The organism is Arcobacter sp. F2176, from assembly GCF_004116465.1.
Classification (GTDB): Bacteria; Campylobacterota; Campylobacteria; order Campylobacterales; family Arcobacteraceae; genus Arcobacter; species Arcobacter siniprincipis.
This window is the reverse complement of the sequence record NZ_PDJV01000004.1, coordinates 87,193-110,854: the sequence shown is the minus strand read 5'-3', so window position 1 is coordinate 110,854 and position 23,662 is coordinate 87,193. Positions and strand designations below refer to the sequence as shown.

The 23,662-nt window shown below is 28.0% G+C and carries 22 protein-coding genes and 12 tRNA genes; 23 read left to right on the top strand and 11 right to left on the bottom strand.

Annotated features, from left to right (window positions below; all coding sequences use genetic code 11):
* Window positions 1-79 precede the first annotated feature (79 nt).
* Window positions 80-361, top strand: coding sequence for a c-type cytochrome (locus CRU95_RS05285; protein WP_129100097.1), 282 nt, complete (start codon window positions 80-82; stop codon window positions 359-361).
* A gap of 26 nt (window positions 362-387) precedes the next feature.
* On the opposite strand, the gene ccoS is transcribed toward CRU95_RS05285, so the two are convergent.
* Window positions 388-615 carry a cbb3-type cytochrome oxidase assembly protein CcoS gene (ccoS, locus tag CRU95_RS05280; RefSeq protein ID WP_129100096.1) on the bottom strand — a complete coding sequence of 76 codons (228 nt, stop codon included), beginning with the start codon at window positions 613-615 and terminating at the stop codon, window positions 388-390.
* Complete coding sequence (locus CRU95_RS05275) at window positions 616-3,054, bottom strand: heavy metal translocating P-type ATPase (RefSeq protein ID WP_129100095.1); 2,439 nt, start codon at window positions 3,052-3,054, stop codon at window positions 616-618.
* A gap of 106 nt (window positions 3,055-3,160) precedes the next feature.
* Between CRU95_RS05275 and CRU95_RS05270 the strand changes: the two genes are divergently transcribed.
* Window positions 3,161-4,780, top strand: coding sequence for an EAL domain-containing protein (locus tag CRU95_RS05270; protein ID WP_129100094.1), 1,620 nt, complete (start codon window positions 3,161-3,163; stop codon window positions 4,778-4,780).
* On the opposite strand, the gene gmk is transcribed toward CRU95_RS05270, so the two are convergent.
* The 5 genes from gmk to rpsB all read right to left on the bottom strand — a co-directional run bounded on the left by gmk (window position 4,777) and on the right by rpsB (window position 8,755).
* On the bottom strand, window positions 4,777-5,394 hold the full coding sequence (gmk, locus tag CRU95_RS05265; protein WP_129100093.1) for a guanylate kinase: 618 nt from the start codon (window positions 5,392-5,394) through the stop codon (window positions 4,777-4,779). The genes CRU95_RS05270 and gmk overlap by 4 nt on opposite strands.
* A gap of 9 nt (window positions 5,395-5,403) precedes the next feature.
* On the bottom strand, window positions 5,404-6,192 hold the full coding sequence (locus tag CRU95_RS05260; RefSeq protein ID WP_129100092.1) for a hypothetical protein: 789 nt from the start codon (window positions 6,190-6,192) through the stop codon (window positions 5,404-5,406).
* Window positions 6,189-6,842 (bottom strand): ABC transporter ATP-binding protein, encoded by a 654-nt coding sequence (locus CRU95_RS05255; protein WP_129100091.1) that lies wholly within the window; start codon window positions 6,840-6,842, stop codon window positions 6,189-6,191. The genes CRU95_RS05260 and CRU95_RS05255 overlap by 4 nt, the downstream gene beginning before the upstream one ends.
* A 64-nt stretch (window positions 6,843-6,906) precedes the next feature.
* Window positions 6,907-7,953 carry a translation elongation factor Ts gene (gene tsf / locus CRU95_RS05250; protein WP_129100090.1) on the bottom strand — a complete coding sequence of 349 codons (1,047 nt, stop codon included), beginning with the start codon at window positions 7,951-7,953 and terminating at the stop codon, window positions 6,907-6,909.
* A gap of 1 nt (window position 7,954) precedes the next feature.
* The gene (rpsB, locus tag CRU95_RS05245; RefSeq protein WP_129100089.1) at window positions 7,955-8,755 is read right to left on the bottom strand and encodes a 30S ribosomal protein S2; all 801 of its coding nucleotides are present in this window, start codon (window positions 8,753-8,755) and stop codon (window positions 7,955-7,957) included.
* Window positions 8,756-8,947: 192 nt separating this feature from the next.
* Here rpsB and CRU95_RS05240 point away from each other — a divergent pair, with 192 nt between their 5' ends.
* Genes CRU95_RS05240 through CRU95_RS05220 form a run of 5 tightly spaced genes read left to right on the top strand, consistent with a single transcriptional unit; the run spans window position 8,948 to window position 12,883 of the window.
* Window positions 8,948-9,901, top strand: a complete 954-nt coding sequence (locus tag CRU95_RS05240; RefSeq protein ID WP_375153684.1) for an AAA family ATPase — start codon at window positions 8,948-8,950, stop codon at window positions 9,899-9,901.
* A 3-nt stretch (window positions 9,902-9,904) separates the two neighbouring features.
* Window positions 9,905-10,741, top strand: coding sequence for a DUF58 domain-containing protein (locus tag CRU95_RS05235; protein ID WP_129100088.1), 837 nt, complete (start codon window positions 9,905-9,907; stop codon window positions 10,739-10,741).
* Window positions 10,738-11,121, top strand: coding sequence for a FeoB-associated Cys-rich membrane protein (locus tag CRU95_RS05230; protein ID WP_129100087.1), 384 nt, complete (start codon window positions 10,738-10,740; stop codon window positions 11,119-11,121). The genes CRU95_RS05235 and CRU95_RS05230 overlap by 4 nt, the downstream gene beginning before the upstream one ends.
* Window positions 11,114-12,019 carry a VWA domain-containing protein gene (locus CRU95_RS05225; RefSeq protein WP_129100086.1) on the top strand — a complete coding sequence of 302 codons (906 nt, stop codon included), beginning with the start codon at window positions 11,114-11,116 and terminating at the stop codon, window positions 12,017-12,019. The genes CRU95_RS05230 and CRU95_RS05225 overlap by 8 nt, the downstream gene beginning before the upstream one ends.
* Window positions 12,020-12,073: 54 nt before the next feature.
* The gene (locus CRU95_RS05220) at window positions 12,074-12,883 is read left to right on the top strand and encodes a hypothetical protein (protein ID WP_129100085.1); all 810 of its coding nucleotides are present in this window, start codon (window positions 12,074-12,076) and stop codon (window positions 12,881-12,883) included.
* Here the strand turns inward: CRU95_RS05220 and CRU95_RS05215 are convergent.
* The 4 genes from CRU95_RS05215 to ileS all read right to left on the bottom strand — a co-directional run bounded on the left by CRU95_RS05215 (window position 12,874) and on the right by ileS (window position 17,857).
* Window positions 12,874-14,151 carry a UDP-N-acetylmuramoyl-L-alanyl-D-glutamate--2,6-diaminopimelate ligase gene (locus CRU95_RS05215; RefSeq protein WP_129100084.1) on the bottom strand — a complete coding sequence of 426 codons (1,278 nt, stop codon included), beginning with the start codon at window positions 14,149-14,151 and terminating at the stop codon, window positions 12,874-12,876. The two genes, CRU95_RS05220 and CRU95_RS05215, sit on opposite strands and share 10 nt — an antisense overlap.
* Complete coding sequence (locus tag CRU95_RS05210; RefSeq protein ID WP_129100083.1) at window positions 14,132-14,725, bottom strand: hypothetical protein; 594 nt, start codon at window positions 14,723-14,725, stop codon at window positions 14,132-14,134. Before CRU95_RS05210 ends, CRU95_RS05215 begins: the two co-directional genes overlap by 20 nt.
* Window positions 14,725-15,003 carry a NifU family protein gene (locus CRU95_RS05205; protein ID WP_129100082.1) on the bottom strand — a complete coding sequence of 93 codons (279 nt, stop codon included), beginning with the start codon at window positions 15,001-15,003 and terminating at the stop codon, window positions 14,725-14,727. The genes CRU95_RS05210 and CRU95_RS05205 overlap by 1 nt, the downstream gene beginning before the upstream one ends.
* Before the next feature lie 127 nt (window positions 15,004-15,130).
* Window positions 15,131-17,857 (bottom strand): isoleucine--tRNA ligase, encoded by a 2,727-nt coding sequence (ileS, locus tag CRU95_RS05200; protein WP_129100081.1) that lies wholly within the window; start codon window positions 17,855-17,857, stop codon window positions 15,131-15,133.
* Window positions 17,858-18,186: 329 nt separating this feature from the next.
* Here ileS and CRU95_RS05195 point away from each other — a divergent pair, with 329 nt between their 5' ends.
* The 16 genes from CRU95_RS05195 to CRU95_RS05120 all read left to right on the top strand — a co-directional run bounded on the left by CRU95_RS05195 (window position 18,187) and on the right by CRU95_RS05120 (window position 23,570).
* Window positions 18,187-19,539 carry an FAD-dependent oxidoreductase gene (locus CRU95_RS05195; RefSeq protein WP_129100080.1) on the top strand — a complete coding sequence of 451 codons (1,353 nt, stop codon included), beginning with the start codon at window positions 18,187-18,189 and terminating at the stop codon, window positions 19,537-19,539.
* Window positions 19,540-19,610: 71 nt separating this feature from the next.
* Window positions 19,611-20,117, top strand: coding sequence for a CinA family protein (locus CRU95_RS05190; RefSeq protein WP_129100079.1), 507 nt, complete (start codon window positions 19,611-19,613; stop codon window positions 20,115-20,117).
* Window positions 20,118-20,157: 40 nt separating this feature from the next.
* Window positions 20,158-20,233 (top strand) — tRNA-Lys (locus CRU95_RS05185).
* Between the two features lie 53 nt (window positions 20,234-20,286).
* Window positions 20,287-20,361, top strand: a tRNA-Glu gene (locus CRU95_RS05180).
* Window positions 20,362-20,364: 3 nt separating this feature from the next.
* Window positions 20,365-20,440, top strand: a tRNA-Val gene (locus tag CRU95_RS05175).
* Between the two features lie 21 nt (window positions 20,441-20,461).
* Window positions 20,462-20,538 (top strand) — tRNA-Asp (locus CRU95_RS05170).
* A gap of 8 nt (window positions 20,539-20,546) precedes the next feature.
* Window positions 20,547-20,622, top strand: a tRNA-Lys gene (locus CRU95_RS05165).
* A gap of 33 nt (window positions 20,623-20,655) precedes the next feature.
* Window positions 20,656-20,730 (top strand) — tRNA-Glu (locus CRU95_RS05160).
* Window positions 20,731-20,733: 3 nt separating this feature from the next.
* A tRNA-Val gene (locus CRU95_RS05155) sits at window positions 20,734-20,809 on the top strand.
* A 21-nt stretch (window positions 20,810-20,830) separates the two neighbouring features.
* Window positions 20,831-20,907, top strand: a tRNA-Asp gene (locus CRU95_RS05150).
* 8 nt (window positions 20,908-20,915) lie between these two features.
* Window positions 20,916-20,991, top strand: a tRNA-Lys gene (locus CRU95_RS05145).
* Window positions 20,992-21,024: 33 nt separating this feature from the next.
* Window positions 21,025-21,099 (top strand) — tRNA-Glu (locus tag CRU95_RS05140).
* 3 nt (window positions 21,100-21,102) lie between these two features.
* Window positions 21,103-21,178, top strand: a tRNA-Val gene (locus tag CRU95_RS05135).
* A 19-nt stretch (window positions 21,179-21,197) separates the two neighbouring features.
* Window positions 21,198-21,274 (top strand) — tRNA-Asp (locus tag CRU95_RS05130).
* Window positions 21,275-21,346: 72 nt separating this feature from the next.
* Window positions 21,347-22,927 (top strand): cache domain-containing protein, encoded by a 1,581-nt coding sequence (locus CRU95_RS05125; protein ID WP_129100078.1) that lies wholly within the window; start codon window positions 21,347-21,349, stop codon window positions 22,925-22,927.
* Entirely contained in the window at window positions 22,908-23,570 is a 663-nt protein-coding gene (locus CRU95_RS05120) for a response regulator transcription factor (RefSeq protein WP_129100077.1), read from the top strand. Before CRU95_RS05125 ends, CRU95_RS05120 begins: the two co-directional genes overlap by 20 nt.
* The last annotated feature ends 92 nt before the right edge of the window (window positions 23,571-23,662 follow it).

The following is a 23,662-nucleotide window of genomic DNA, read 5'->3' as shown; positions in this document are numbered from 1 at the left end:
TAAAGTTATTTAGCAAATAATATAAGCTAATAAAAAGAAATTATAGGTAAAATTAAGCTTCAAATTTCAAGGAGAACAAATGAAAAAAATAGTTTTAGGAACAGTGATTGCGACAGCATCACTTTTTGCAGCTGCAAATACAGCTGCATGTGCTGGATGCCATGGTGCAAACTTTGAAAAACCTGCATTGGGAAAATCTCAAATTATTAAAGGTTGGCCTGCTGCAAAAGTAGAAGAAGCTTTAAAAGGTTATAAAGCTGGGACTTATGGTGGTGCTATGAAAGGTGTTATGAAAGGTCAAGTTGCAAGACTTTCTGATGCTGACATAAAAGAAATCGCTGAAAAAATTTCTAAATTATAATCATTTTTAAACTTTGTTAAAGTAAGTCAATTTTTTGACTTACTTTTTTTTTGATCTTCTTTATCTTGTTCTTTTTTATTTTTTCTATTAATTGCCTCATTTAAATCTTCTTGCGAATCAAAAAGCAATCCATCCATCATTTTATTACTATCATCAAATTGTCCTGTTTTTGCACCCCAAATAAACATGCCTAAAATTGCGAATGAAACAACTAATCCAACAACTAACATCAACAAAAGTGTACTTCCTATCATCTATTTTCCTTTTATTCTAAGTGAGTTTGCAACAACTATTAATGAACTTAAACTCATTGATAATGCAGCAACAAGTGGCATTACAAATCCTGCCATGGCTAAAGGAATCGTAACTAAATTATATATCAAAGATATTGCTAAATTTTGTTTTATAAATTTATATGTTTTTCTAGAGATAATAAAAGCTTGATTTAGACTTTCCAAAGAGTTATTCAATAAAACAATATCTGATACAGCAATAGAAATATCAGCACCATTTCCCATGGCAATTGAAACATTTGCACTACTTAGTGCTACTGAATCATTAACTCCATCTCCTGCCATTACAACTATATGACCTTCTTCTTTTAACTTATTAATATATTTTGCTTTTTGTATTGGATTTATATTTGCAACAACAGTTTTAATTCCAACTTCTTTCGCAACATAATTTGCTACATTTTGATTATCACCAGTTAACATTATAACATCAATATTATTTTTTAAAGAGTTACTTACAAATTCTTTTGCAAAATCTTTTATCTCATCTTTTAATTCAAAAGTAGCAATTACTTTTTTATTTATAGCAAAAATATATACAGAGTTTTGTGAATCAAACTTATATTTTATTCCAAACTCTTCCATAAGTTTTTGATTTCCACCAAGAATTTCAAACTCTTTGTCTTCCAAATTTTTATAAATTGCTTTCAAACCTTTTGCTTGTAATGTTTTCACATTATTTAAGTTTTTCAAACTCAAATTTTTATAATGGTTTTTTAAATAATCTTTTATTGAAATACTAATAGGATGAGTAGAACTGTCTAATAAAGAATATAATAAATCCAATTTGTGAATATTATCATCTAAAATTTGTGCTTTTACAATAGATAATTTTCCATTGGTAATCGTTCCTGTTTTATCAACCACTAATTTAGTAGTTCGAGCTAACTCTTCAATAAATTTTGCTTCTTTAAAAAGTAAACCTTTTTTTGCTAACTCTGATATTCCAATTAAACTTGCAATTGGAGTAGCAAGGGCTAAAGCACAAGGACAAGCTATTACAATAACTGAAATTGCTACAATAAATGATTTTTCAAAATGATTAACGCCATCATAATTAAAGCCTAAATCAATACCAAAATAGTACCAAACAAAAAAAGTAAGAATTGACAAAGTTAAAATCATTAAAGAAAAGCCTTTTGATATCTCATTTGCTTTATGTTCTATTTTCGGTTTTGAAGCAAGTGAATCCTCTAATAAGGTAACAATAGAGTTTAAAGTCGAATCTTTAAAAGTTTTTGTTATTCTATATTGCACGAGAGAATCTTGATTTAATGTTCCTGAATAAATTACATCATTAACTTTTTTATAAATAGGTAATGATTCACCAGAAATTGAGGACTCATCAAAAGAGCTCTCACCTTTAGTAATTATTCCATCAACACTTGCTTTATCCCCTGTTTTTAATTCTACTATATCACCTATTTGTATATCTTCTACAGATACTTCTACTTTTTTACCCTCTTTTATAAGTGTCGTTTCTAAAGGTATTTGACTTTTAATCGTATCAAGGGTATCAACTGCAGATTTTTTTCCAAGTACTTCAAGATATTTACCAACTAATACAAAAGTAATAATCATACTTACAGAGTCAAAATAGCTCTCACCTTTTAGTCCAAAAAGTATAAAAACAGAGTAAATATAACTAAATGTGGCACCTGCACTTACTAAAAAGTCCATATTTAATATACGGTTTTTTAAGCCATAATATGCACCTCTGTAAAAAATCCATCCACTATAAAAAATTACAGGTGTAGATAATATAAATTCACCTAAATGAATTAAATGTTTAACTTCAGGAGTAATTCCTGTAAAAAATCCGGTATATTTTGCAACGGAAAGCATCATTATATTCATTGTTGCAAAAACTGCTACCATCATTCTAATAAAATAGTCTCTTTTTGCTAAAGATGCCTTTTCATCAGCTATTTTAGAATTATAAGCAAAGGCGTTATATCCTATGCTTCTTATTTTTTCTATTATTTGAGATAAAGCTATTTTTTTACTATTCCAAACTATTTTTGCTTTATTATTTGTAAAATTAATGCTTGCATCAATTATTCCATCTGTATTATAAAGAACTTTTTCATTAAGCCAAATACAAGCGGCACAATGAATTCCTTCAATAATTAAATCAACTTTTTTATATCCATCTTCATCAAGAGTTACATAGATTTTTTCAAAACTTTGGGTATCAAATTTATTTAAATCACTATTTACTTCAAGGGGTGGTTCAATAGTTTTGTTACCTAATTTATCATAAAATGAATCAAGATTTTGATCTTGTAAGAGGTGGTAAACTCCTTGGCAACCTTTACAACAAAAGTTTAACTCTTCTTCTTTTATCATCACATTATCATTAAATTCTAAATGACAATGATTACACTTAACTTTTGACACTAATATTCCTAAAATTCAATTTTATTTACTTATTTAATTTATTTATGCTACTATTTAGATATAATGCAATTCATATTATATCTTATTAGTTTTGGAGTTTAGGTTAATGATTAATAATATTTCAATTTTAAAAAATATTACAATTTTGTACGCAGAAGATGAAAAATCTCTTAGGGACATAACTCTAAATATACTAAAAGGGTTTACAAATAAGCAATTTGTTGCAGAAAATGGGCTCGAAGGCTTAGAACTATTTAAAAAACATGAAGAAGAAATCGATTTAATTATTACAGATGTAAATATGCCACAAATGAATGGCCTAGATATGATTAAAGAGATTAAAAAGATAAATCCAAATATTCCTATTATTGTAGCAACTGCTTTTTCAAATACTGAATATCTATTAGAAGCCATTGATATTGGAGTTGATAAATATATATTAAAACCAATTGATATGAAGAAACTTTTGCAAGTGATGAGCCAATCACTACTTTACCATGAATTAAAAGATTTGTATGTTGATAAACTAACAAGACTACCAAACAGAAATAAATTAAAAAAAGACTTAGACTTAACAGCACAAGATTTAATGGCACTTATTAATATCGATAAATTTTCAACTATCAATGACCTTTTTGGTGAAGATAATGGAAATAAATTATTAATTCAATTCTCAATGATAATAAAACAATTTTTCTCTTCTGATGATTATAGAGTATATAGAATAGAGTCTGATAAATTTGCAGTTGTTGCAAAAGATTATGCAATGGATATAAAAGAGTTTGAATCTCTTTGTGAAAAATTTGCAAATCATATTGAAGAAAATGCAATTTTCATTGATGAAAATGAGATTGATTTAAATGTTACTATAGGAATTGCTTGTGCTGACAATAAATTAGCTTACAAATATACAGAGAGAGTTATAAACTATGCAAGAAAAAGATTTGAACAAATCTTAGTTTATGATAATTCTTTTAATATTCAAGAATCTTTTGAAGATAATATCAAATGGGTAAAAGAAGTTAAGAAAGGTTTAAAAGAGGGTTTATTTGTAGCCTTTTATCAACCAATTGTAAATACACAAACCCAAAAAATTTATAAATATGAAGCTCTAATTAGGTACATAAATGAACAAGGTGAAGTAATTGCACCTATTAAATTTTTAGATATAGCAAAAAAAGCAAAACTATATTCTTATATTATAGAAATAATGCTTCTTGAAGCAATTTCTTTAATAAAAGAACAGAAAAAAAGAGTTGCAGTTAATATCTCATTTGATGATATTACAAATACAAAAACAACTAAAAAGATCTATGATACACTAGAAGAGAATAAAGAACATGTTCATCTTTTAGAGTTTGAGATACTAGAATCAGAAGAGATAAATAACTTTGCGACAGTTACTACATTTATTGATAAAGTTAAATCTTTAGGTTGTAGTGTAGGAGTTGATGATTTTGGGGCTGGTTATTCTAACTTTAACATGCTTACAAATTTAAATATTGACTTTGTAAAAATTGATGGTTCATTAATAAAAAATATTGATACATCTAAAAATCAACAAATAATTGTTGAAACAATTGCTGATTTCTCTAAGAAATTTGGATTTAAAACTGTTGCAGAATTTGTATCATCAGAAGAAATTTATGAAAAGATTAAAGAATTAGATATTGATTATTGTCAAGGGTATTATTTTGGAAGACCTGAAAGTAAAGATAAAATTTAATCTATCCAACTCTCAGGTAATTTTGAATCAAAAAGTTTACTTTTGATTCTAGTTACATTTGCAATACTTACAAGCTCTTTACTAGCCTTTTGTAAATCATCATTAACTATAAAATAATCATACTCTTGGAAATACTTTATCTCCTCTTTTGCATTTATAATTCTATTTTCAATAATTTCTTTACTATCAGTTGCTCTATTATTTAACCTATTTTCTAATTCACTCAAATTTGGTGTTGTTATAAAAACAGAAGTAATTATGTTATCTAATTTTTCTCTAGCAATTTCATGACCTTGAACATCAATATCAAAGATTGCCAACTTTCCTTCATTTACAGCTTTCATTACAGGCTTTAAAGATGTTCCATAATAGTTTCCATGAACCTCTGCCCATTCTAAGAAATAACCAGCTTCTATATCTTTTAAAAACTCTTCTTTACTAATAAAGAAATAATCAACTCCATCTTTTTCTCCAACTCTTGGAGCTCTTGTAGTTGAAGAAATAGAGAAATAATAATCATCGATATCTTTATATACTTCTTTTAATAAAGTTGATTTTCCACAACCACTTGGCCCTGATATGATTAATATCGCACCTTTTTTTTCATTTACCAACTTTTACCCTTACTTACTTATTGATAATTTTAAATCAACAATCTCACCTTGAGATAGTCTATCTATTATTGATTGATTGCATTTAGTCAATAATGGTCTTAATTCATCTATATTATATTTACTTAAAATCAATTCATATGGTTCTTTATGATCTAAATCAAACTCATATTCTTTTACTTCACCTAAGGCATCATCAATAATTTGAGAAAGATCTTTCCAATCAGTTTCACTCATTTCTGACTCATCTGCAAACTCTTTTTCAAATCTCTTTTGTAAATCATCATCATTTAAAATACTATTAATTTTTCCAAGTTCACCAACATCTAAAATACCACCTGATTTAAGTGCTGCAATTGATATAATACTCTCATCACTCTCATCTTCAATATCATATGCTATATCATCTGCTAAAGTTTCTATGTACTCAGAAACATCATCAGCTTCATCATGGGAATACTTATTTTTATTTTCTCTTTGTACTTTTGCTTCTTCATTAATTATTGCAATTTGTTCATTTAAAATTGAAAATAAATCATGGGGTAAAAAAGGTCTTGAAATTAAAAAATCCCTTGACTTATCAAAGGGTAATTCTTCATTTGAAATTGCACCAATTTTCGAAGTAAATTGTTTAATGATATTAAATTTATCATCTATTAAATCTTGATCAACAATTACAAAATCATAATTTTTACTAACATTTGAACTCTCTTGAACAAAAAGTCTTATATCAAGTTTTGTACATATCAAATCAAAAATTTTGACAATCATATTTGTTTTTGTTATCAACAATAAAGTCACTTAATCTCCTGTAGTTCCAAATCAACTAGTTTATAAACCTTGTCGCACTTAAAAGCAATATCTTCTTCATGTGTTACAAGAACTAATCCAGCATTATTAGACTTTATATATTCAAATAAAGTATTCATTACATCATGTGCAGTATCTTTATCTAAATTTCCTGTTGGTTCATCAGCAAAAATTATTTTTGGTTTTTTTGTTAAAACCCTAGCAATAGATAATCTTTGCTGTTGACCACCACTTAATTCACCAATACCTTGATGCAAGACATGATTTATATCTAAACTTTCTAAAAGTTTTTCATCTACAACTTGATTACTTAAAAATTGAGCAATTTGTAAGTTTTCATTTGCAGTAAAACCTCTAAAAAGATAATGTGCTTGAAATATTATACCAAAATCTTCTCTTCTTATGTTTAAAAGCTTTTTATTCTTTATTGTATAAATGTTTTGATTTTGGAAAATTACTTCACCTTGAAATGGCTTTAAAAGTGATGAGATAATATTGAGCAGAGTTGATTTTCCACTTCCACTTTTTCCAATAATAGCAATTGATTCTTTTTCATTTAATGAGAGATTTATATTATTAAAAAGTTCATAATCAAATTTATGAGAGATATTTTTTGCTTGTAGTATAGGCTGGTCGTTCATTTTTCTCCAGTCTTAGATAAAAAGAGGTAGAAACCTCTTTTTAGTAATTTCTTAATAATTTTTATTAAGCCATTTGAGCAGCAACTTCAGCTGCGAAATCTTCTTCTTTTTTCTCGATACCTTCACCAAGTTCAAATCTTACATATTCAACGATTTCGATTGACTCATCACAAGCTTTGATAGCTTGCTCAACTGTCATTGAATCATCCATAACATAAGTTTGAGATAATAAAGCATAAGTTTTATCTAATTGAGTATTATCTTCAATCCATCTAGCAATTTTACCTTTAACGATGTTTCCAATAATTTTTTCAGGTTTACCCTCTGCAATTAATTCTTCTTTCATTTTAGCTTCAGCAGCTGCAATAGCTTCATCAGTTAATTGAACTTGAGAAACAAATTCAGGAATATTTTTTAATGGTTTTCCAAGTCTTACTAATTCTTCATTTAATTTTTCAATATCAGCAATAATTGCTTTGTTTTCAGATTCAATAAAATCAGCATCTAAATCTTTATAAGAGATAACTGTTGGTTTCATAGAAGCTGCATGCATAGCAACTTTTTTTAATATATCTTTAGTTTTATCTTTTGCACTATCAGCACAAGTAGCAGCTAAAATAACTCCAACTTTACCTAAGTGAACATAACCATTAACAACGCCATTATCAGAAGATATTGTTGTCATTTTTCTAGTTACGATATTTTCACCAATTGTTGCAATTTTACTATTTAAATACTCTTCAAAGTTTACACCATTGATAGTAGTTTTTAATAGTTCTTCTTTCTCAGAACAACCCTCAGCTTGTACATGAGCAGTAACTTCGTTTGTTAAAGCAATGAATTGATCATTTTTAGCAACGAAGTCAGTTTGAGAATTGATTTCAACCATAGTAGCTTTTGTAGAATCATCATTTACTAAAATAGTAATTAATCCCTCAGCTGCAACATTTCCAGCTTTTTTAGCAGCTTTTGCTAAACCAGATTCTCTTAAGTATTTCATTGCTTCATCTAAGTTACCATCACACTCATTTAAAGCAGTTTTACAATCAAGCATACCTGCACCAGATTTTTCTCTTAATTCTTTTATTAATTTAGGAGTTGCGCCAGCCATCTTATACTTCCTCTGTTTCTACTACTTCTGATTCACCTTCAGCAAGTGCTTCTGCAACTACTTCAGCAACTTCTTCACTTGATGCAGGTACAGTTTCTTCAACAACTTCACCATTTGCTTCAGCGTATGCAGCTTTACCTTCATTCATAGCAGCAGCCATTTCACTACAAAATAATTGAATTGATCTAATCGCATCATCATTTCCTGGAATTGGCCAATCAACTACATCTGGGTCACAATTTGTATCTAAAGGAGCAACAACTGTAATTCCTAATCTTCTAGCTTCTGCAATAGCAATTTTTTCTTTAACTGCATCAAGTACAAACATCATATCAGGTAGTTTAGTCATATCTTTGATACCACCAAGATATAATTCTAATTTTTCTTCTTTTCTTGAAAGCATTAAAGCTTCTTTTTTAGTTAAAAGATCTAGTTGACCTTCTTCTCTCATTTTTTTAATAATTTCTAATTTTCTAATTGATTTTTTAATTGTTCCGTAGTTTGTTAACATCCCACCTAACCATCTATGGTTAACGTAAGGCATACCACAAGAGATAGCAGCATCTTTAACCGCTTGACTAGCTTGTTTTTTAGTACCAACAAACATCATTGTTTGACCTTCAGCAGCAGCATCTCTAATAAGAGTATATGTATATCTGAAGTATCTTAAAGTTTTTTGTAAATCTATAATATAGATATTTTTTCTTACACCAAAAATATATTTTTTCATTTTTGGATTCCATCTTCTCGTTTGGTGTCCGAAGTGTACACCACATTCTAATAGGTCTTTCATTGTAACCATGTTTTTTCCTTGTTTATGTTTTATTTGGGTTTAGCCTCTGTGCCCCTTAATGTTTTCACACAACCCAGACCAGGATTGACACATGTGAGGTTTCTATTTAAAATAGAACCGTGATTTTATCTAAGTAAACTTTAATATTTTATTAAATCATTTTCGATAAAATCTCCAAATGATTTAAAAAGGAAATTTTAAATGGATTATATGAATAAGATAAATGAGATTAGAAGTGAGTTGTCTAAATCAATAATTGGGCAACAAGATATGATAGATGCCTTACTTATTGCACTTTTATGTGATGGACATGTTTTACTTGAAGGAGTTCCAGGACTTGCGAAAACCACTGCTGTAAAAGCCTTGTCTAAGTGTTTAAGTCTAAACTTTAAAAGGGTTCAATTTACACCTGATTTAATACCATCAGATATTATTGGGGCTCAAATATTTAATATGAAAACAGCTGAGTTTAGTATAAAAAAAGGTCCTATCTTTACAAACTTACTTTTAGCAGATGAGATTAATAGAGCTCCTGCAAAAGTGCAATCAGCCCTATTAGAAGTTATGCAAGAAAAACAAGTGACAATTGCAGATGAAACATACTCTTTGGAACTTCCATTTTTAGTTCTTGCTACTCAAAATCCAATTGAATCACAAGGAGCTTATGAACTTCCTGAAGCTCAACTTGATAGATTTATGTTTAAGATTTTGCTTAATTATAATTCAAAAGAACAAGAGTATGAAATAGCTAAAAGTGTAACTTTAAACTCCTTTGAAACTCCAAATAAAGTAGCTACCAAGGAAGATTTAATTGAATTAAAAAAAGCCGTAGTGAATGTACATATAGATGAAGAACTTGAAAAATACATAGTAAATCTTATTTTTGCAACAAGAGAACCTGAAAATTATGGTTTACATGAGATTAAAGATTATATTCAATTTGGTGCAAGTCCAAGGGCAACAATAGATATGTTTAAAGCTGCTAAAGCAAAAGCTTTTATAAGAGGTAATGACCATGTTACTCCAATAGATATTGCTTTAGTATTTAAAGATATAGTAAGACATAGAATTGTTTTATCTTATGAGGCACAAGCTATGGATATTACTAGTGATTATATTTTACAAAAAGTAATTCAAAAAGTTGAAATTCCATAAGATATGAATAAAAATTTAAAAAAGATTTTAATCAAAACAAAAAAACAAGTCTTTACAGAAATTTCTGGAAATAATAGTTCAAGCCTAAAAGGTGAAGGTTATGATTTCTTAGAATTAAGAGAATATGAGTTTGGTGAAGATATTAAAAATATTGACTGGACCATAAGTGCTAAAATGAACACTCCATATGTGAAAGTTTTCCATGCACAAAAAGAGCTAAATATTAATATATTACCAATTCTAAATGGGAGTATGATTTTTGGAACTAAAAAAATAAAACAAGACTTAGTTACTGAGGTTTGTTCACTCTTAGCATTTTCTAGTATAAAGCAAGGGGATCCTTTCTCTTCTTTTATAGTAAATGAAAAGTTCCAAAACATCACAAAAAGAAGTAAAAAACTTGCAAGTGTAGCAAGTATGAGTGAGCAAATATTTAATTATAATCCAATAGGAAAAGAGATTGATTATAAACTTTTATGTAATGAGTCATTTAAATTAATAAAAATGAAATCAATCTTATTTTTAATTGGAGACTTTATTGGAATAGAAGGCTTTGATTTAAAACTATTATCACAAAAACACGAAATATTTGTAATAATCATAAGAGATATATTTGAAGAAAATCCACAAGAATTAGGAAATATAAGTTTAGTTGATACAAATAATGGATTAAAATTTGAAGGGATTATTGATAAATACTCAATCAAGGATTATAAAGCATATATCAAAAAAAATGACCATGATTTATTTTATCATTTACAAAAGTGTAATGTAAGATTTACAAAAATATGTACCCACGAAGAAGCAGCTTCAAAAATAATTACATTGGTGAGCAAATGAATGAATTAAAAATAAATGATATAAAAGATTTAGTAAGTATTCCTGATATCTCTTTTTATATTTTAATACTTCTTATTGTTTTAGGTACAATTATTATTGGATTTGTAGGATATTTAATTTATAGATTTTTTAAAAATAAAAAGAATCCAAGAAAAAGATATTATGAAATAATTAAAAATCTTGATTTAAATGATACTAAAAATGCAGCATATCAAATAACTTTGTATGCAAGAAAACTAGCAAAAAATGAAAGAGAAATAAAAATATCAGAAGAGTTAATATCCCTATTGGAAGAGTATAAATATAAAAAAGATGTGAAAAAGTTTGAAAATAATATTATCCAAAAGTATGAACTTTTTATGGAAACAATAGATGTTTAGTAATTTTTCTTTTGAATATCCTTGGGTTTTAGTCCTTATATTTATTTTTATATTTTGTGATATGTATTGTAAAGCAAAAAACTCTTCTTATTATTTTGTACATCTCAAAATATTTAACCAACTAAGTTATAATACAAATGTCATTATTTATGTGTGCAAATATATAACTATCATCTTAACTCTAGTTGCCCTTGCCTCACCTGTTAAAATTTCAGATAACCAACTTATAAAAAAAGATGGTATAAACATCATTTTGGATTTAGATACAAGTGGTTCTATGAGAGAGCGTGGTTTTAATCCAAATGATATACAACAAAATAGATGGAATGTTGTAAATAATGTAGTTCAAGATTTTATTGAAAAAAGAGTAAATGATAATATTGGATTAGTAGTTTTTGGAAGTTCGGTATTAACAGCCTCTCCTTTAAGCTTTGATAAAAATTCACAAAAAGAGATTATAAAATATATAGATATTGGAATTGTTGGCGAACAAACAGCAATGTTTGACTCCCTTGCAACTTCAATAAATATATTAAAAAACAGTAAAGCAAAATCAAATATTATTATTCTCTTAACAGATGGGGAAGATAACGCAAGTAAAATACCTCCTCAAATCGTACTAAAGCTTGCAATGAAATATAAAATAAAAATATATACAATTGGTATTGGTGAATCAAATAGACAAATTTTAAGTGCAATTGCACAAGAAACTGCAGCAAAATCTTTTCTTGCTAACTCTAAAGATGATTTAGTGGAAGTTTATAATACAATAAACAAATTAGAGAAATCAGATATTGATAAAAATACTTTGATCTTAAAAGATTATCTATTTTTTTACCCACTTTTTATAGGAATAATTTTTTTAATTTTTTATATTTACCTAAAAAATAGAGATTGACTTGATATTTAAATGATTTTTGCTTATAATAATAAAAATTACTAAAGAAGATAAATGAATAAAAAAGAATTAATTGACTTGTTAGAGAAAAGTTCAAAAGAGAGTTTAAATGAAACAAGCACAATTGAAGAAGAAATTCCAAAAGAAAAAACAACTACAAAAAAAATAAAAATTGAAAAAGAAGAAAAGAAAAAAAGTAGTTTTAGTTTTTTTTATATAATCCTTGCCTTAATTATTGTAGGAGCTTTTTTATTTATCAATAAAAATAAAAATACAAACAAGGGAACGACTCCACTTACTTTTGATGATTTACCTTCTAATGTACAAGCTATTTATGTATCAAAAGACACCTTACAAAATAGTGTTCAAGCAAAAGAAGATGAACTAAATATAAAAGTTAAGCACTTAAAAGAAGAGCTTTCTATTTTAAATGAAAAATTTGAGTTAGCAAATATTGAAAAAAATGAAATAAGAGTAGATGCTCAAAAATATAGATCAAAAAAATATGATGCTACAGGTTGTTATGATGAACAAGAAGGTACTTTTGTTTTTTATCCTTCATGTTTAGATAGAATTAATAAATTTTTAGATGAAAACAAAGATGCAACTTCTTTTCAAATAATCCCTGTTACTGATGCAAAAGATAGACTTTATATAAATAATATAATTGAGAATATAAAAGATACAAAAATTGATAAAAAACCTTTAAAAGACTATTTAATGGAAGGATTATCAAGAAAACGAGTATTAGAAGCATCATGGCATGTTAAAAAAAGACTAGGGAAAGAAGCAATTATCACTTATGTAAATTATATTGCTGATACTGCTGATAAAAGAGGTTTTACTATAAGAGCTTATAGATAAGAATTTATAACCTCTTTATCACTAAAGGCTAGCTTTTGGTCATAAATGATTTGATACTCTTCATCACCTTTTCCCAAAATTAAAATCACACTATTTTCTTCAAATAAATCTATAGCTTTTTTTATAGCAAGTTTTCTATTTATCTCAACTTCAACTTTTGATTTATCACTAATCCCTTCTAAGATATCATTAATAATTAAATCAGGATCTTCAAATCTTGGATTATCACTAGTTACTATAATGTGTTTTGCATAGTTTTGTGCAATTTTTCCCATAAGTGGACGCTTTTGTTTATCTCTATTTCCCCCTGCCCCAAAAACTACAATAATATCCTTGTGTCCAAAACTCTGTAATACCTCTTTCATTCCATCAGGTGTGTGAGCAAAATCAACGATAATATAGGGATTTAAACTAAGTGTTTCCATTCTTCCAGAAACTCCTGCAAAGTTCTCTACAGCTTCACAAATTTCATTTAATGACTTATTTGTAGTCATGTGAACAGCAGCTATTGCAGCTGTTAAATTGTATATATTAAACAAACCCATCATCATAGAAGTAAAACTCTCTACTTTTTCAAAATTCTGCAAAGCCACATGCATTCCATCTTTAAATGAATACGCTTGAACTTTGTAAGTACTAGGAGCATCAAGACCATAAGTTAAGCAGTTTTTAGGATTAAATTTTGCTTTTTTTTCATCTTTATTAATAAGTTTTTTACTCTCATCACTAAAAAAAGAGTTTTTTACATTTATATATTCTTCAATACTCTTATGATAATCAATATGATCCCTTGTAATATTTGTAAGAATTTTAAGTTCAAAATTTAAGCCCTCTATTCGTTTTTGCTCAATTGCGTGGGAACTAACTTCCATCACAAAAAAATCACAAGAGTTCTCTATAGCTTTTTGAATATGTGCAAAATTACCAAGTTGAACAGGTGTAGTTAAAGAATATTCTTCAACTCTTTGTTCATTAATAAAAAAGCCTCTTGTGCCTTGAAGAGCAACTTTATATCCTAAATCTAAAAGAATAGAATAAATAGCAGCGGCTGTTGTAGTTTTACCATTTGTTCCAGTTATTCCTATGATTTTAATAGAAGAAAAGTCACAATGATTTTTTAAATCTTCAGCTTTTATAATCTCAACACAACCATTTTTTTTGGCATCATCAATGAATTTTTCATTTTGTTTAGAATAAACAAAGGCAAAATTTTCATCTGCCTCTTTAGAATTATCTGTATATGTTTTATTATTTATGTGAAGTTGCAATTTTTTTTTCTTCTAGCATTTTATATAGTTCTTCTATTTTTGAATCATATGCAAAATATTCATTAAAGCCTTCAAGGTATGAATATGCAGTTGTGTTAAAATCATTTTCTATTAATTTTGTTACAAAATCAAAAAAATCATCTTTTGAATCAATTGCAACTTTAGTAGAAAACATTATGTCTTCAAAGGCTACTCTAAAAGAACCTCTTGATTCAATTAAAGTTTTAAAATCATCATATTTAATAGCATCCAAAGAGTCAACTGTAGAAGTAGTCAAATCTTTTAACATATCCATCATTTTATCAATATCCCCATCATATGCATCAATTACATTATGTACATAAGCGATGGCTTCATCAATATCTTTATCTTTTGCAACTGTAAAATAGTCAAATAATGATAATGCTTTATTTTCATCATCATTTGCTATATCACAAAATAGTGCATAAATTGGATACTCTTTATTGTATTTAAAAATCGATGATAATTGAGCGTAAATAAACATTGCTTTGTCAAATTCTTTATCTAAAAAATAGCTATTTGCATCATTTAATAATTTTTTTTCATTTACCATTACAACTCCTCTAATCTATTTTCCATACCTATTTCTACATTAATTATAATCAATTCAGGATGAATTGCAGCTTTTAATTCTTTTTCAACAACATATTTTAATGTACTTCCACTAGCACTACAACCAACACAAGCACCATTTAACTGCACAAATACCTTTCCATCTTTAACATCTAATAAAGACATAGCACCGCCATCTTGTGCAAGCATAGGTGCTATTTTATTATCAATTATATTTTTTACAACAGGGAATAAATCCTCATCACTAAATGGCATCATCTCTCAAACCTTTAATCTTCTATCTTTTTGTTCTTTACAAAAAATATTCCAATAACCATAAAAACTAATATTATTGCTATTGTTGTAAAAATTGTAAAAAGTGTTACTTCTTCTGTAAACATAAAAATTATCCTATAACTTCGTTACATCTTGGACAAAGTTCATCTTCACTTTGTGATTTAAATTTCCAACATCTAGGACATTTTGCATTTTTTGCTTTATATGCTTCAAAAAGTTTTCCATCTATTTCAAAACTAATTAATGCTTCTTCTTGTTTAGTAGTTAAAATATCACTAACTAAGAACCAATCCTCAGCTTCAATAGTATCTAAAGAAAGAACATCATCAGAATTTGTATAAATATCAAGTTCTAATGTAGATTTTATTATTTTATCTTTTTTTAGTTTATCAACTGATTCAGAAAACTTCTCTTTAACTTTTATTAAATATTCTTCATTAAGTTTACTTTCAACTTCAGGGAAGTCAAATTTATTTAAATCAAATACATCATTAACATCATCTTTTAAAATTGCGGGTGCATACTCTAATAATTCATCAACAGTATATGTAAGAATTGGTGCTAATACTAGTAAAAGTTTTTTAGCAATTAAAGCCATTGCACTTTGAGCTGCCGTTCTGTGAACATCATTTTTATCATCACAATATAATCTATCTTTACAAATATCTAAATAAACACCAGATAAATCCACAACTAAAAAGTTATTTAATTTATTTAAGCCTTTTGAGAATTCATAAACACTAAACGAAGCATCAATTTCATCAAAAACTTTTTTTGATTTGCTCATAATCCATTTGTCTAAAACACCAAAATCTTTTACATCAACTAATTTTTCTAAATCACTAATATTAGCTAATAAAAATCTAGCTGTATTTCTTATTTTTCTATAAAGTTCTGCATTTTGTTTTAAAATATTATCAGAAATCTTTTGATCATTTTGATAATCACTCATTGCAACCCATAATCTAAGTATTTCAGAACCATACTGTTTCATGATTTTTGCAGGATCAATTACATTACCCTTAGATTTAGACATTTTTTCGCCTTTTTCATCCATAGTAAATCCATGGGTAACTAAAGCTTTATAAGGAGCAACTTCACTTGATGCTAAAGTAGTAAGTAAAGAAGATTGAAACCAACCTCTATGTTGATCACTTCCTTCTAAATATACATCAGCTGGAAATGTTCCTGCATCATAATTTCTTGATCTCAAAACTGCATTTTGAGTAGAACCAGAATCAAACCAAACATCTAAAATATCAACTGTTTTTTCTAAATCATCAGGATTTAAACCGCTTCCTGGATATAATAATTCACTAATTTCTAAATCATACCAAGCATCACAACCTTTTTGTTCAAAAATCATTGCAGTGTAATTCATTACTTTTTCATCAAAAACAATTTCATCTGTTTTTTTATTTCTAAAAAAGGCAATTGGAACACCCCAATCTCGCTGTCTTGAAATACACCAGTCAGGTCTTCCATCAAGCATTGATTTTAATCTATTTCTTCCCCACTCTGGGTAAAATTTAAGATTTTCTACCACATTTAAAGCATTTTCTCTTAAAGTTTTATTCTCTTTTCCATATTTATCATCTATTGATATAAACCATTGTTTTGTTGCTCTAAAGATAATTGGTGTATGTGTTCTCCAACAATGTGGATAAGAGTGTCTTATATCTACTCTTTTTAATAAAGCATCACCTAACTCTTCAAGAATTAACTCATTTGCTTTAAATACATTTAGTCCTAAATACTTTTCAGTATCCTTAAATAGTTTTTCTCTAATAATTGTTTCATCATATTTTCCATATGCATCAACAGGCATAATAACTTCAAGGTCATAAAGAAGCCCTACTTTGTAGTCATCTTCACCATGCCCAGGTGCAGTATGAACAGCTCCTGAACCACTATCCATCATTACATGTTCACCTAAAATGATTTTAGATTTTCTATCATTTAATGGATTGATTGCAAAGCTATTTTCCAAATCTTTTGGATTAATTGTTTCTACAACTTTCCCAGAAATTACTTCATTTTCTATAAGTGAATTATAAAGTTTTTTAGCAACTATAAATTTATCACTTGTAAGTACATACTCTTCTTCACCATTAAGTGAAATACCTGTATTTGCAGGAAGTGTCCAAGGAGTTGTAGTCCAAATAATTACGCTAGCATCCATAGTTTCATGTTTAAATGCAACATAAATAGAAGGTGAAGTTTTATCTTCATATTCAACTTCAGCTTCAGCTAAGGCAGTTTGAGCAGCCCAAGACCAGTAAACAGGTTTAGATCTTTGTACCAATAAACCTTGTTTTGCAATAGCACAAAGTTCTCTATAAATATTTGCTTCAAATTTAAAATCCATAGTCAAATAAGGCTTATCCCAATCAGCGATAACACCTAATTGTTTAAATTCTTCCCTTTGAATATCTACAAATTTTGAAGCATGATCACGACAAAGTTGTCTTAATTTTGATTTTGGAAGTTCTTTTTTCTTAGTGCTTCCAATTTTTTCTTCAACTTTTTGTTCAATTGGTAGACCATGACAATCCCAACCCGGAACATATCTAATTGATTTTCCATCAAAATAATGAAACTTATTAATCATATCTTTTAAAATTTTATTTAGTGCATGACCTATGTGAATATGCCCATTTGCATAAGGAGGTCCATCATGTAATGTAAAAGATTGAGCACCTTTTCTATTCTCTTTCATTCTGTCATAAACTTTTTGCTTATCCCATTTTTCATATCTTAATGGTTCATTTTGAGGAAGATTCCCTCTCATTGGGAAATCTGTTTTTGGAAGTAATATACTATCTTTGTAATCCATTTTTATAATTACCTTATTCTTAAAATTGGGTGATTATATCCAAAGATAATTTAATATAAAGTTATCATTATAAAAACAAGATAAATAATCTTTTTTTAAATTATTATATACAAAATAGCTTGTACAATAATTGTACAACATAGTCCACTTTCTATACAAAATACTTTATATAATGTTTCTAATGTACACAATTATAACAAAACTATAATCTATATAATGTTACTAAATAGAATATTTTTGTACTTGCCCATAAATTTACATTAAATTTCAGATTAATTTTTATTATCTATGCTATTATTTTGCTATATTTTATTTTAGGAATTTGAACAATGAGTAATAAACATTATGACATTTTAGTTGTAGGTGGTGGAATTTCGGGTGCTGCGACATTCTATGAATTTGCGAAATATACAAATATTAAAAGCATATGTATGCTTGAAAAATATGAAAGTTTGGCAACTTTAAACTCAAAAGGTACAAGTAACTCACAAACAATTCATGTTGGTGATATAGAGACTAACTATACATTAGACAAAGCAAAAATCACAAAAAGAACTGCAAAAATGATTGAGAAGTTCTGTCTTCAATATAACTTACAAGATAAAGTTATGTTTAAACATCAAAAGATGGCTTTAGGTGTTGGAGAAAAAGAAGTCGAATTTATCAAAAATAGATATAACGAATTTAAAGAAGTTTTTCCATATTTAGAATTGTGGGATAAGGAAAAATTAAAAGAATTAGAACCTTTATTAGTTTATGCTGATAAAGATAGAAAAGTAGAAAGACCAGAACCAATTATTGCTATGGGTGCAAATGACCAATATACAACTGTTGAATATGGATTAATGACAGAAGAATTAGCAAAAGCTGGGCAAAAAGCTGATCCTGAAAAAATTACTGACATATATTATAACTCTGAAGTTGAATTTATTGAAAAAATTGGTGATAAATTTAAAGTTAGTACAATAGGTGGTTCAGTCTATACAGCAGACTTTGTTGTAGTTAATGCAGGAGCCCATTCATTGTTTTTAGCTCATAAAATGGGATATGGGCAAGATATGGGTTCTTTATCAATGGCAGGAAGCTTTTACCTTACAAATGATAAATTCTTAAATGGTAAAGTTTATATGGTACAAAATCCAAAATTACCATTTGCAGCATTACATGGTGATCCTGATATTTTATGTGATGGTAAAACTAGATTTGGACCAACAGCACTTGCACTATTAGTACTTGAAAGATATAAAGGTTTAAAATCTTTCTTCCAATGTCTAAAAACTATGAACTTCGATGGAAGTATTATGAAAATCATGTGGGACTTAATTAAAGATAGTGAAATTAGAAACTATGTATTTAAAAACTTCTTATTTGAAGTACCAGGAATCAATAAAGGTCTTTTTGTAAAAGATGCAAGAAAAATTGTTCCTTCATTAACTAAAGATGATTTAGAGTATGCAAAAGGATTTGGAGGAGTTAGACCTCAAGTTTTAAATAAAACAGAGAAAAAACTTATGTTAGGTGAAGCATCAATAAATCCAGGTAATGGAATTATTTTTAATATGACTCCAAGCCCAGGTGCAACTTCATGTTTAGGAAATGCAGAAAGAGATATAAGATATATTGTTGATTATTTAGGCCTAGAATTTGACGAAAAACAATTTTTAGCAGATTTAACTGAATAATATTAATAATAAAGTTATTTAAAAGGGTATGGGAGCTTCTCATACCCTTTTTTTTATATTAAAGGAATAACATGTTTAATGAGATATTTAATGAACAAGATATGATTGATATGCAAAACTTATTACTTAAACATAATAAGAGTATTACTTGTGCTGAATCTTGTACAGGAGGATTAGTTGCTTCACTTATAACTAAGATATCTGGATCTTCAAATATTTTTAATGGAAGTATAGTTTCATATTCAAATAAAATAAAAAATCAAGAACTAAATGTACAAAATAAAACCTTAGAAAAATTTGGAGCAGTTTCCAAAGAAACAGTTAAGGAAATGTTAAGTGGAGTAATAAAAAAATTTGATGCAAATTATGCAATAGCAATTTCTGGAGTTGCAGGACCTAATGGCGGTACAAAAACTAAGCCTGTAGGTCATGTAATCATCGGAATAATGGGAGATGACGGTTATCAGGAAATAGATATATTTCAATTTTTTGGTAACAGAGAAGAAGTACAATTTCAAGCTGCAAAAAGTTCATTATTTAAAATTTCAAAATTTTTGCAAAAAACCCTTGACAAATAAAAAATTTTTTCTTATAATTCCACTCCATTTTAATTAAGACGACCCGTTAGCTCAGTTGGTAGAGCATCTCACTTTTAATGAGGGGGCCAATGGTTCGAATCCATTACGGGTCACCATTAATTAAAATGATTTATTTTCATGTTTATTTTTAATACACATTATTTCGATTGGCCCCTTCATCTAGCGGTTAGGATCTTGGATTTTCATTCCAATCACAGGAGTTCGAGTCTCCTAGGGGTCACCAATCGGTCGATTAGCTCAGTTGGTAGAGCGCTACCCTTACAAGGTAGATGTCATAAGTTCGAGTCTTATATCGACCACCATTTTAAGTGTTATAAATTAGTGCGGCTGTAGTTTAGTTGGTTAGAACGCCTGCCTGTCACGCAGGAGGTCGAGGGTTCGAGTCCCTTCAGCCGCGCCACTATTTATGACCCGTTAGCTCAGTTGGTAGAGCATCTCACTTTTAATGAGGGGGCCAATGGTTCGAATCCATTACGGGTCACCACTTTTAAAAGTAAACTTTTCAAATATTTCGATTGGCCCCTTCATCTAGCGGTTAGGATCTTGGATTTTCATTCCAATCACAGGAGTTCGAGTCTCCTAGGGGTCACCAATCGGTCGATTAGCTCAGTTGGTAGAGCGCTACCCTTACAAGGTAGATGTCATAAGTTCGAGTCTTATATCGACCACCATTTTAAGTGTTATAAATTAGTGCGGCTGTAGTTTAGTTGGTTAGAACGCCTGCCTGTCACGCAGGAGGTCGAGGGTTCGAGTCCCTTCAGCCGCGCCACTATTTATGACCCGTTAGCTCAGTTGGTAGAGCATCTCACTTTTAATGAGGGGGCCAATGGTTCGAATCCATTACGGGTCACCACTTTTAAAAGTAAACTTTTCAAATATTTCGATTGGCCCCTTCATCTAGCGGTTAGGATCTTGGATTTTCATTCCAATCACAGGAGTTCGAGTCTCCTAGGGGTCACCAATCGGTCGATTAGCTCAGTTGGTAGAGCGCTACCCTTACAAGGTAGATGTCATAAGTTCGAGTCTTATATCGACCACCATTTTTTTTAAAATAATAGTGCGGCTGTAGTTTAGTTGGTTAGAACGCCTGCCTGTCACGCAGGAGGTCGAGGGTTCGAGTCCCTTCAGCCGCGCCACTATTAAAATCTCACATAATCATTTTATCATCTAAAATTTGATATCCTCTTTTATCTCAAATAGGACAAAATATGATTAAAGCAAAATCTCTTTATCACTTAATTCTTTACAGTATTATTTTTATAATTATTCTAATATCTTTTTTTACTTTTATAATAATAGAAAATGCATTTGATGACTTTCAAGAAAAAATAGAAATAATAAAAACTGATTATGCAAATAAACAAAAATATAAAATGAAAAATGAAATAGAAAATGTAATTAATTTTATAGACTTTTACGACAAAAAATATAAAAATGCAAAATCTCAAAAAGAACTTCAAAAAGATATTTTAGAAGCAATTGAAAATATGAGAGATAAAAATAAAAAAGACAATTACTTATTTATTTATAATTATTCTGGAACAGCAATTTACAATCCTGCATCAAAACAATTAGTTGGAAAAAACCTTCTTAATTATACTGATAAAACAGGCAAAAAATTAGTTAAAGAACTTATCAATGTTTCAAAAGATAATTCAGGAGGATATGTTGAATATTTATGGATTAAACATAAAGACAAAAAGGAAGTAAAAAAGATTTCGTTTGCCTTGTCTTATGAACCATGGAACTGGACAGTAGGAACTGGTGTATATTTAACTGACTTGGATAAAATAGTTGCTCAGAAGCAATTTGAATACGATGAAAAAATTTCAAACTATACCCTTCAAATATTGTCTTTAACAATAATGTTAGTTTTATATTCTATTTTTATATATAAAAATGCAACTATTCTTATAGTAAATGATGTTAAAGCTATTGGAAAATACTTTAAAGATTCTCAAAATAATGATAATCCTATAAATCAAAATAAAATCATTTTTGGTGAGTTTAAAATTATTGCTAACTATGCCTATGATGCAATGCATAGTATTAAAGGCAAAAACAATATGTTAAGTGATTTAAATACTCACTTAGAAACAACTGTTACAAAACAAACAAAGCAACTAACTCAATTAATTGAAAAACAGAAAAAGTTTATTAAAAACTCTGTTCATGAAATAAATACACCTTTATCTATTATTCAAACAAATCTTGATTTATATAAAATGAGTAATCCAACTAACAAATACATAAGAAACATAGAAAGTGGAGCAAAAACTATCCAATATATTTTTGATGATTTGTCTTTTATGATAAAAAAAGATAGGGTAAACTATGAAAAAGAATTTTTTAATTTTTCAGAATACTTAAAAAATAGATTAGACTTCTTTGATGATATTTGTACTTCAAATTCACTATTTTTTGTCACAAATATTCAAGATCCTATTTTTATAAATTTTAATAAAACACTATTACAAAGAATACTAGATAATAATATTTCCAATGCAATAAAATACTCTTTTAAAGACTCCCCTATTTATATTAAATTGCTAAAAGATGACTTAGGAATAATTTTTGAAGTTAAAACAATTTCAAAAAGAATAGAAAATACTGAAAAAATATTTAATGATTTCTATAGGGAAAATGATGCTAGAGGTGGCTTTGGATTGGGTCTTAGAATCGTAAAAGAAATTTGTGATAAGAATAAGGTTATAATTAACTTAGATTCAACAAATGAGAATACAAAATTTACATATAGGTTTACAACAAATGAAAATACTACTTCTTGAAGATGAAATGATGTTAAACAATGCCATAAGTGAATACTTATCTAATATTGGACATAGAGTCACTAGTTTTACTGATGGTCAAGATGTTTTAGACAATGTAGATACATCTTATGATTTATTGATATTAGATGTAAATGTCCCTACTATAAATGGTTTTGATATTTTAGATACATTAAATAAAAAAAATACATTTGTACCTACAATATTCATTACTGCACTTATAGATATAGAAGACATAACAAAAGCATACAAACTTGGGTGTAGAGAGTATATAAAAAAACCTTTTCACTTAGAGGAGCTTGGTATTAAAATTAATCAAATTTTGAAAAAAGACAAACAAACTACTTCTCATATAAAATTTTCTGAAAACTATTCATATTCAAAAACTGATAAAATTTTATATTTTAATAATGAAGCTCAAAATTTAACTAAAAAACAATTAGAAATAATCCATATACTTGCACTTAATATAAATATGATTGTAGATTTTGAAAGATTTAGAGTTGATGTTTGGGATGCAGAAGATATAGATAATCCTACAATTAGAGCAGAAATTTCAAGATTAAAAAAAGCACTAAAAGAAGACTTTATTAAAAATATTAGAGGACTTGGATATAAAGTAGAAAGATACTATTCATCATAAAGTACCTTTATTTGGTACTTTATGATCCTATTTACATAAAGTTTACATAAATTTCAAAATTTCTTCAGAAAATCATTCGATTGCTACCCTTT

Bases quoted from the DNA above. Each gene is read 5' to 3' on its own strand.
- CRU95_RS05285 (WP_129100097.1), top strand. From the start codon at position 80: ATGAAAAAAATAGTTTTAGGAACAGTGATTGCGACAGCATCACTTTTT.
- ccoS (WP_129100096.1), bottom strand. From the start codon at position 615: ATGATAGGAAGTACACTTTTGTTGATGTTAGTTGTTGGATTAGTTGTT.
- CRU95_RS05270 (WP_129100094.1), top strand. From the start codon at position 3,161: ATGATTAATAATATTTCAATTTTAAAAAATATTACAATTTTGTACGCA.
- CRU95_RS05255 (WP_129100091.1), bottom strand. From the start codon at position 6,842: ATGAACGACCAGCCTATACTACAAGCAAAAAATATCTCTCATAAATTT.
- tsf (WP_129100090.1), bottom strand. From the start codon at position 7,953: ATGGCTGGCGCAACTCCTAAATTAATAAAAGAATTAAGAGAAAAATCT.
- rpsB (WP_129100089.1), bottom strand. From the start codon at position 8,755: ATGGTTACAATGAAAGACCTATTAGAATGTGGTGTACACTTCGGACAC.
- CRU95_RS05240 (WP_375153684.1), top strand. From the start codon at position 8,948: ATGGATTATATGAATAAGATAAATGAGATTAGAAGTGAGTTGTCTAAA.
- CRU95_RS05235 (WP_129100088.1), top strand. From the start codon at position 9,905: ATGAATAAAAATTTAAAAAAGATTTTAATCAAAACAAAAAAACAAGTC.
- CRU95_RS05230 (WP_129100087.1), top strand. From the start codon at position 10,738: ATGAATGAATTAAAAATAAATGATATAAAAGATTTAGTAAGTATTCCT.
- CRU95_RS05225 (WP_129100086.1), top strand. From the start codon at position 11,114: ATGTTTAGTAATTTTTCTTTTGAATATCCTTGGGTTTTAGTCCTTATA.
- CRU95_RS05220 (WP_129100085.1), top strand. From the start codon at position 12,074: ATGAATAAAAAAGAATTAATTGACTTGTTAGAGAAAAGTTCAAAAGAG.
- CRU95_RS05210 (WP_129100083.1), bottom strand. From the start codon at position 14,725: ATGGTAAATGAAAAAAAATTATTAAATGATGCAAATAGCTATTTTTTA.
- CRU95_RS05205 (WP_129100082.1), bottom strand. From the start codon at position 15,003: ATGATGCCATTTAGTGATGAGGATTTATTCCCTGTTGTAAAAAATATA.
- ileS (WP_129100081.1), bottom strand. From the start codon at position 17,857: ATGGATTACAAAGATAGTATATTACTTCCAAAAACAGATTTCCCAATG.
- CRU95_RS05195 (WP_129100080.1), top strand. From the start codon at position 18,187: ATGAGTAATAAACATTATGACATTTTAGTTGTAGGTGGTGGAATTTCG.
- CRU95_RS05190 (WP_129100079.1), top strand. From the start codon at position 19,611: ATGTTTAATGAGATATTTAATGAACAAGATATGATTGATATGCAAAAC.
- CRU95_RS05125 (WP_129100078.1), top strand. From the start codon at position 21,347: ATGATTAAAGCAAAATCTCTTTATCACTTAATTCTTTACAGTATTATT.
- CRU95_RS05120 (WP_129100077.1), top strand. From the start codon at position 22,908: ATGAAAATACTACTTCTTGAAGATGAAATGATGTTAAACAATGCCATA.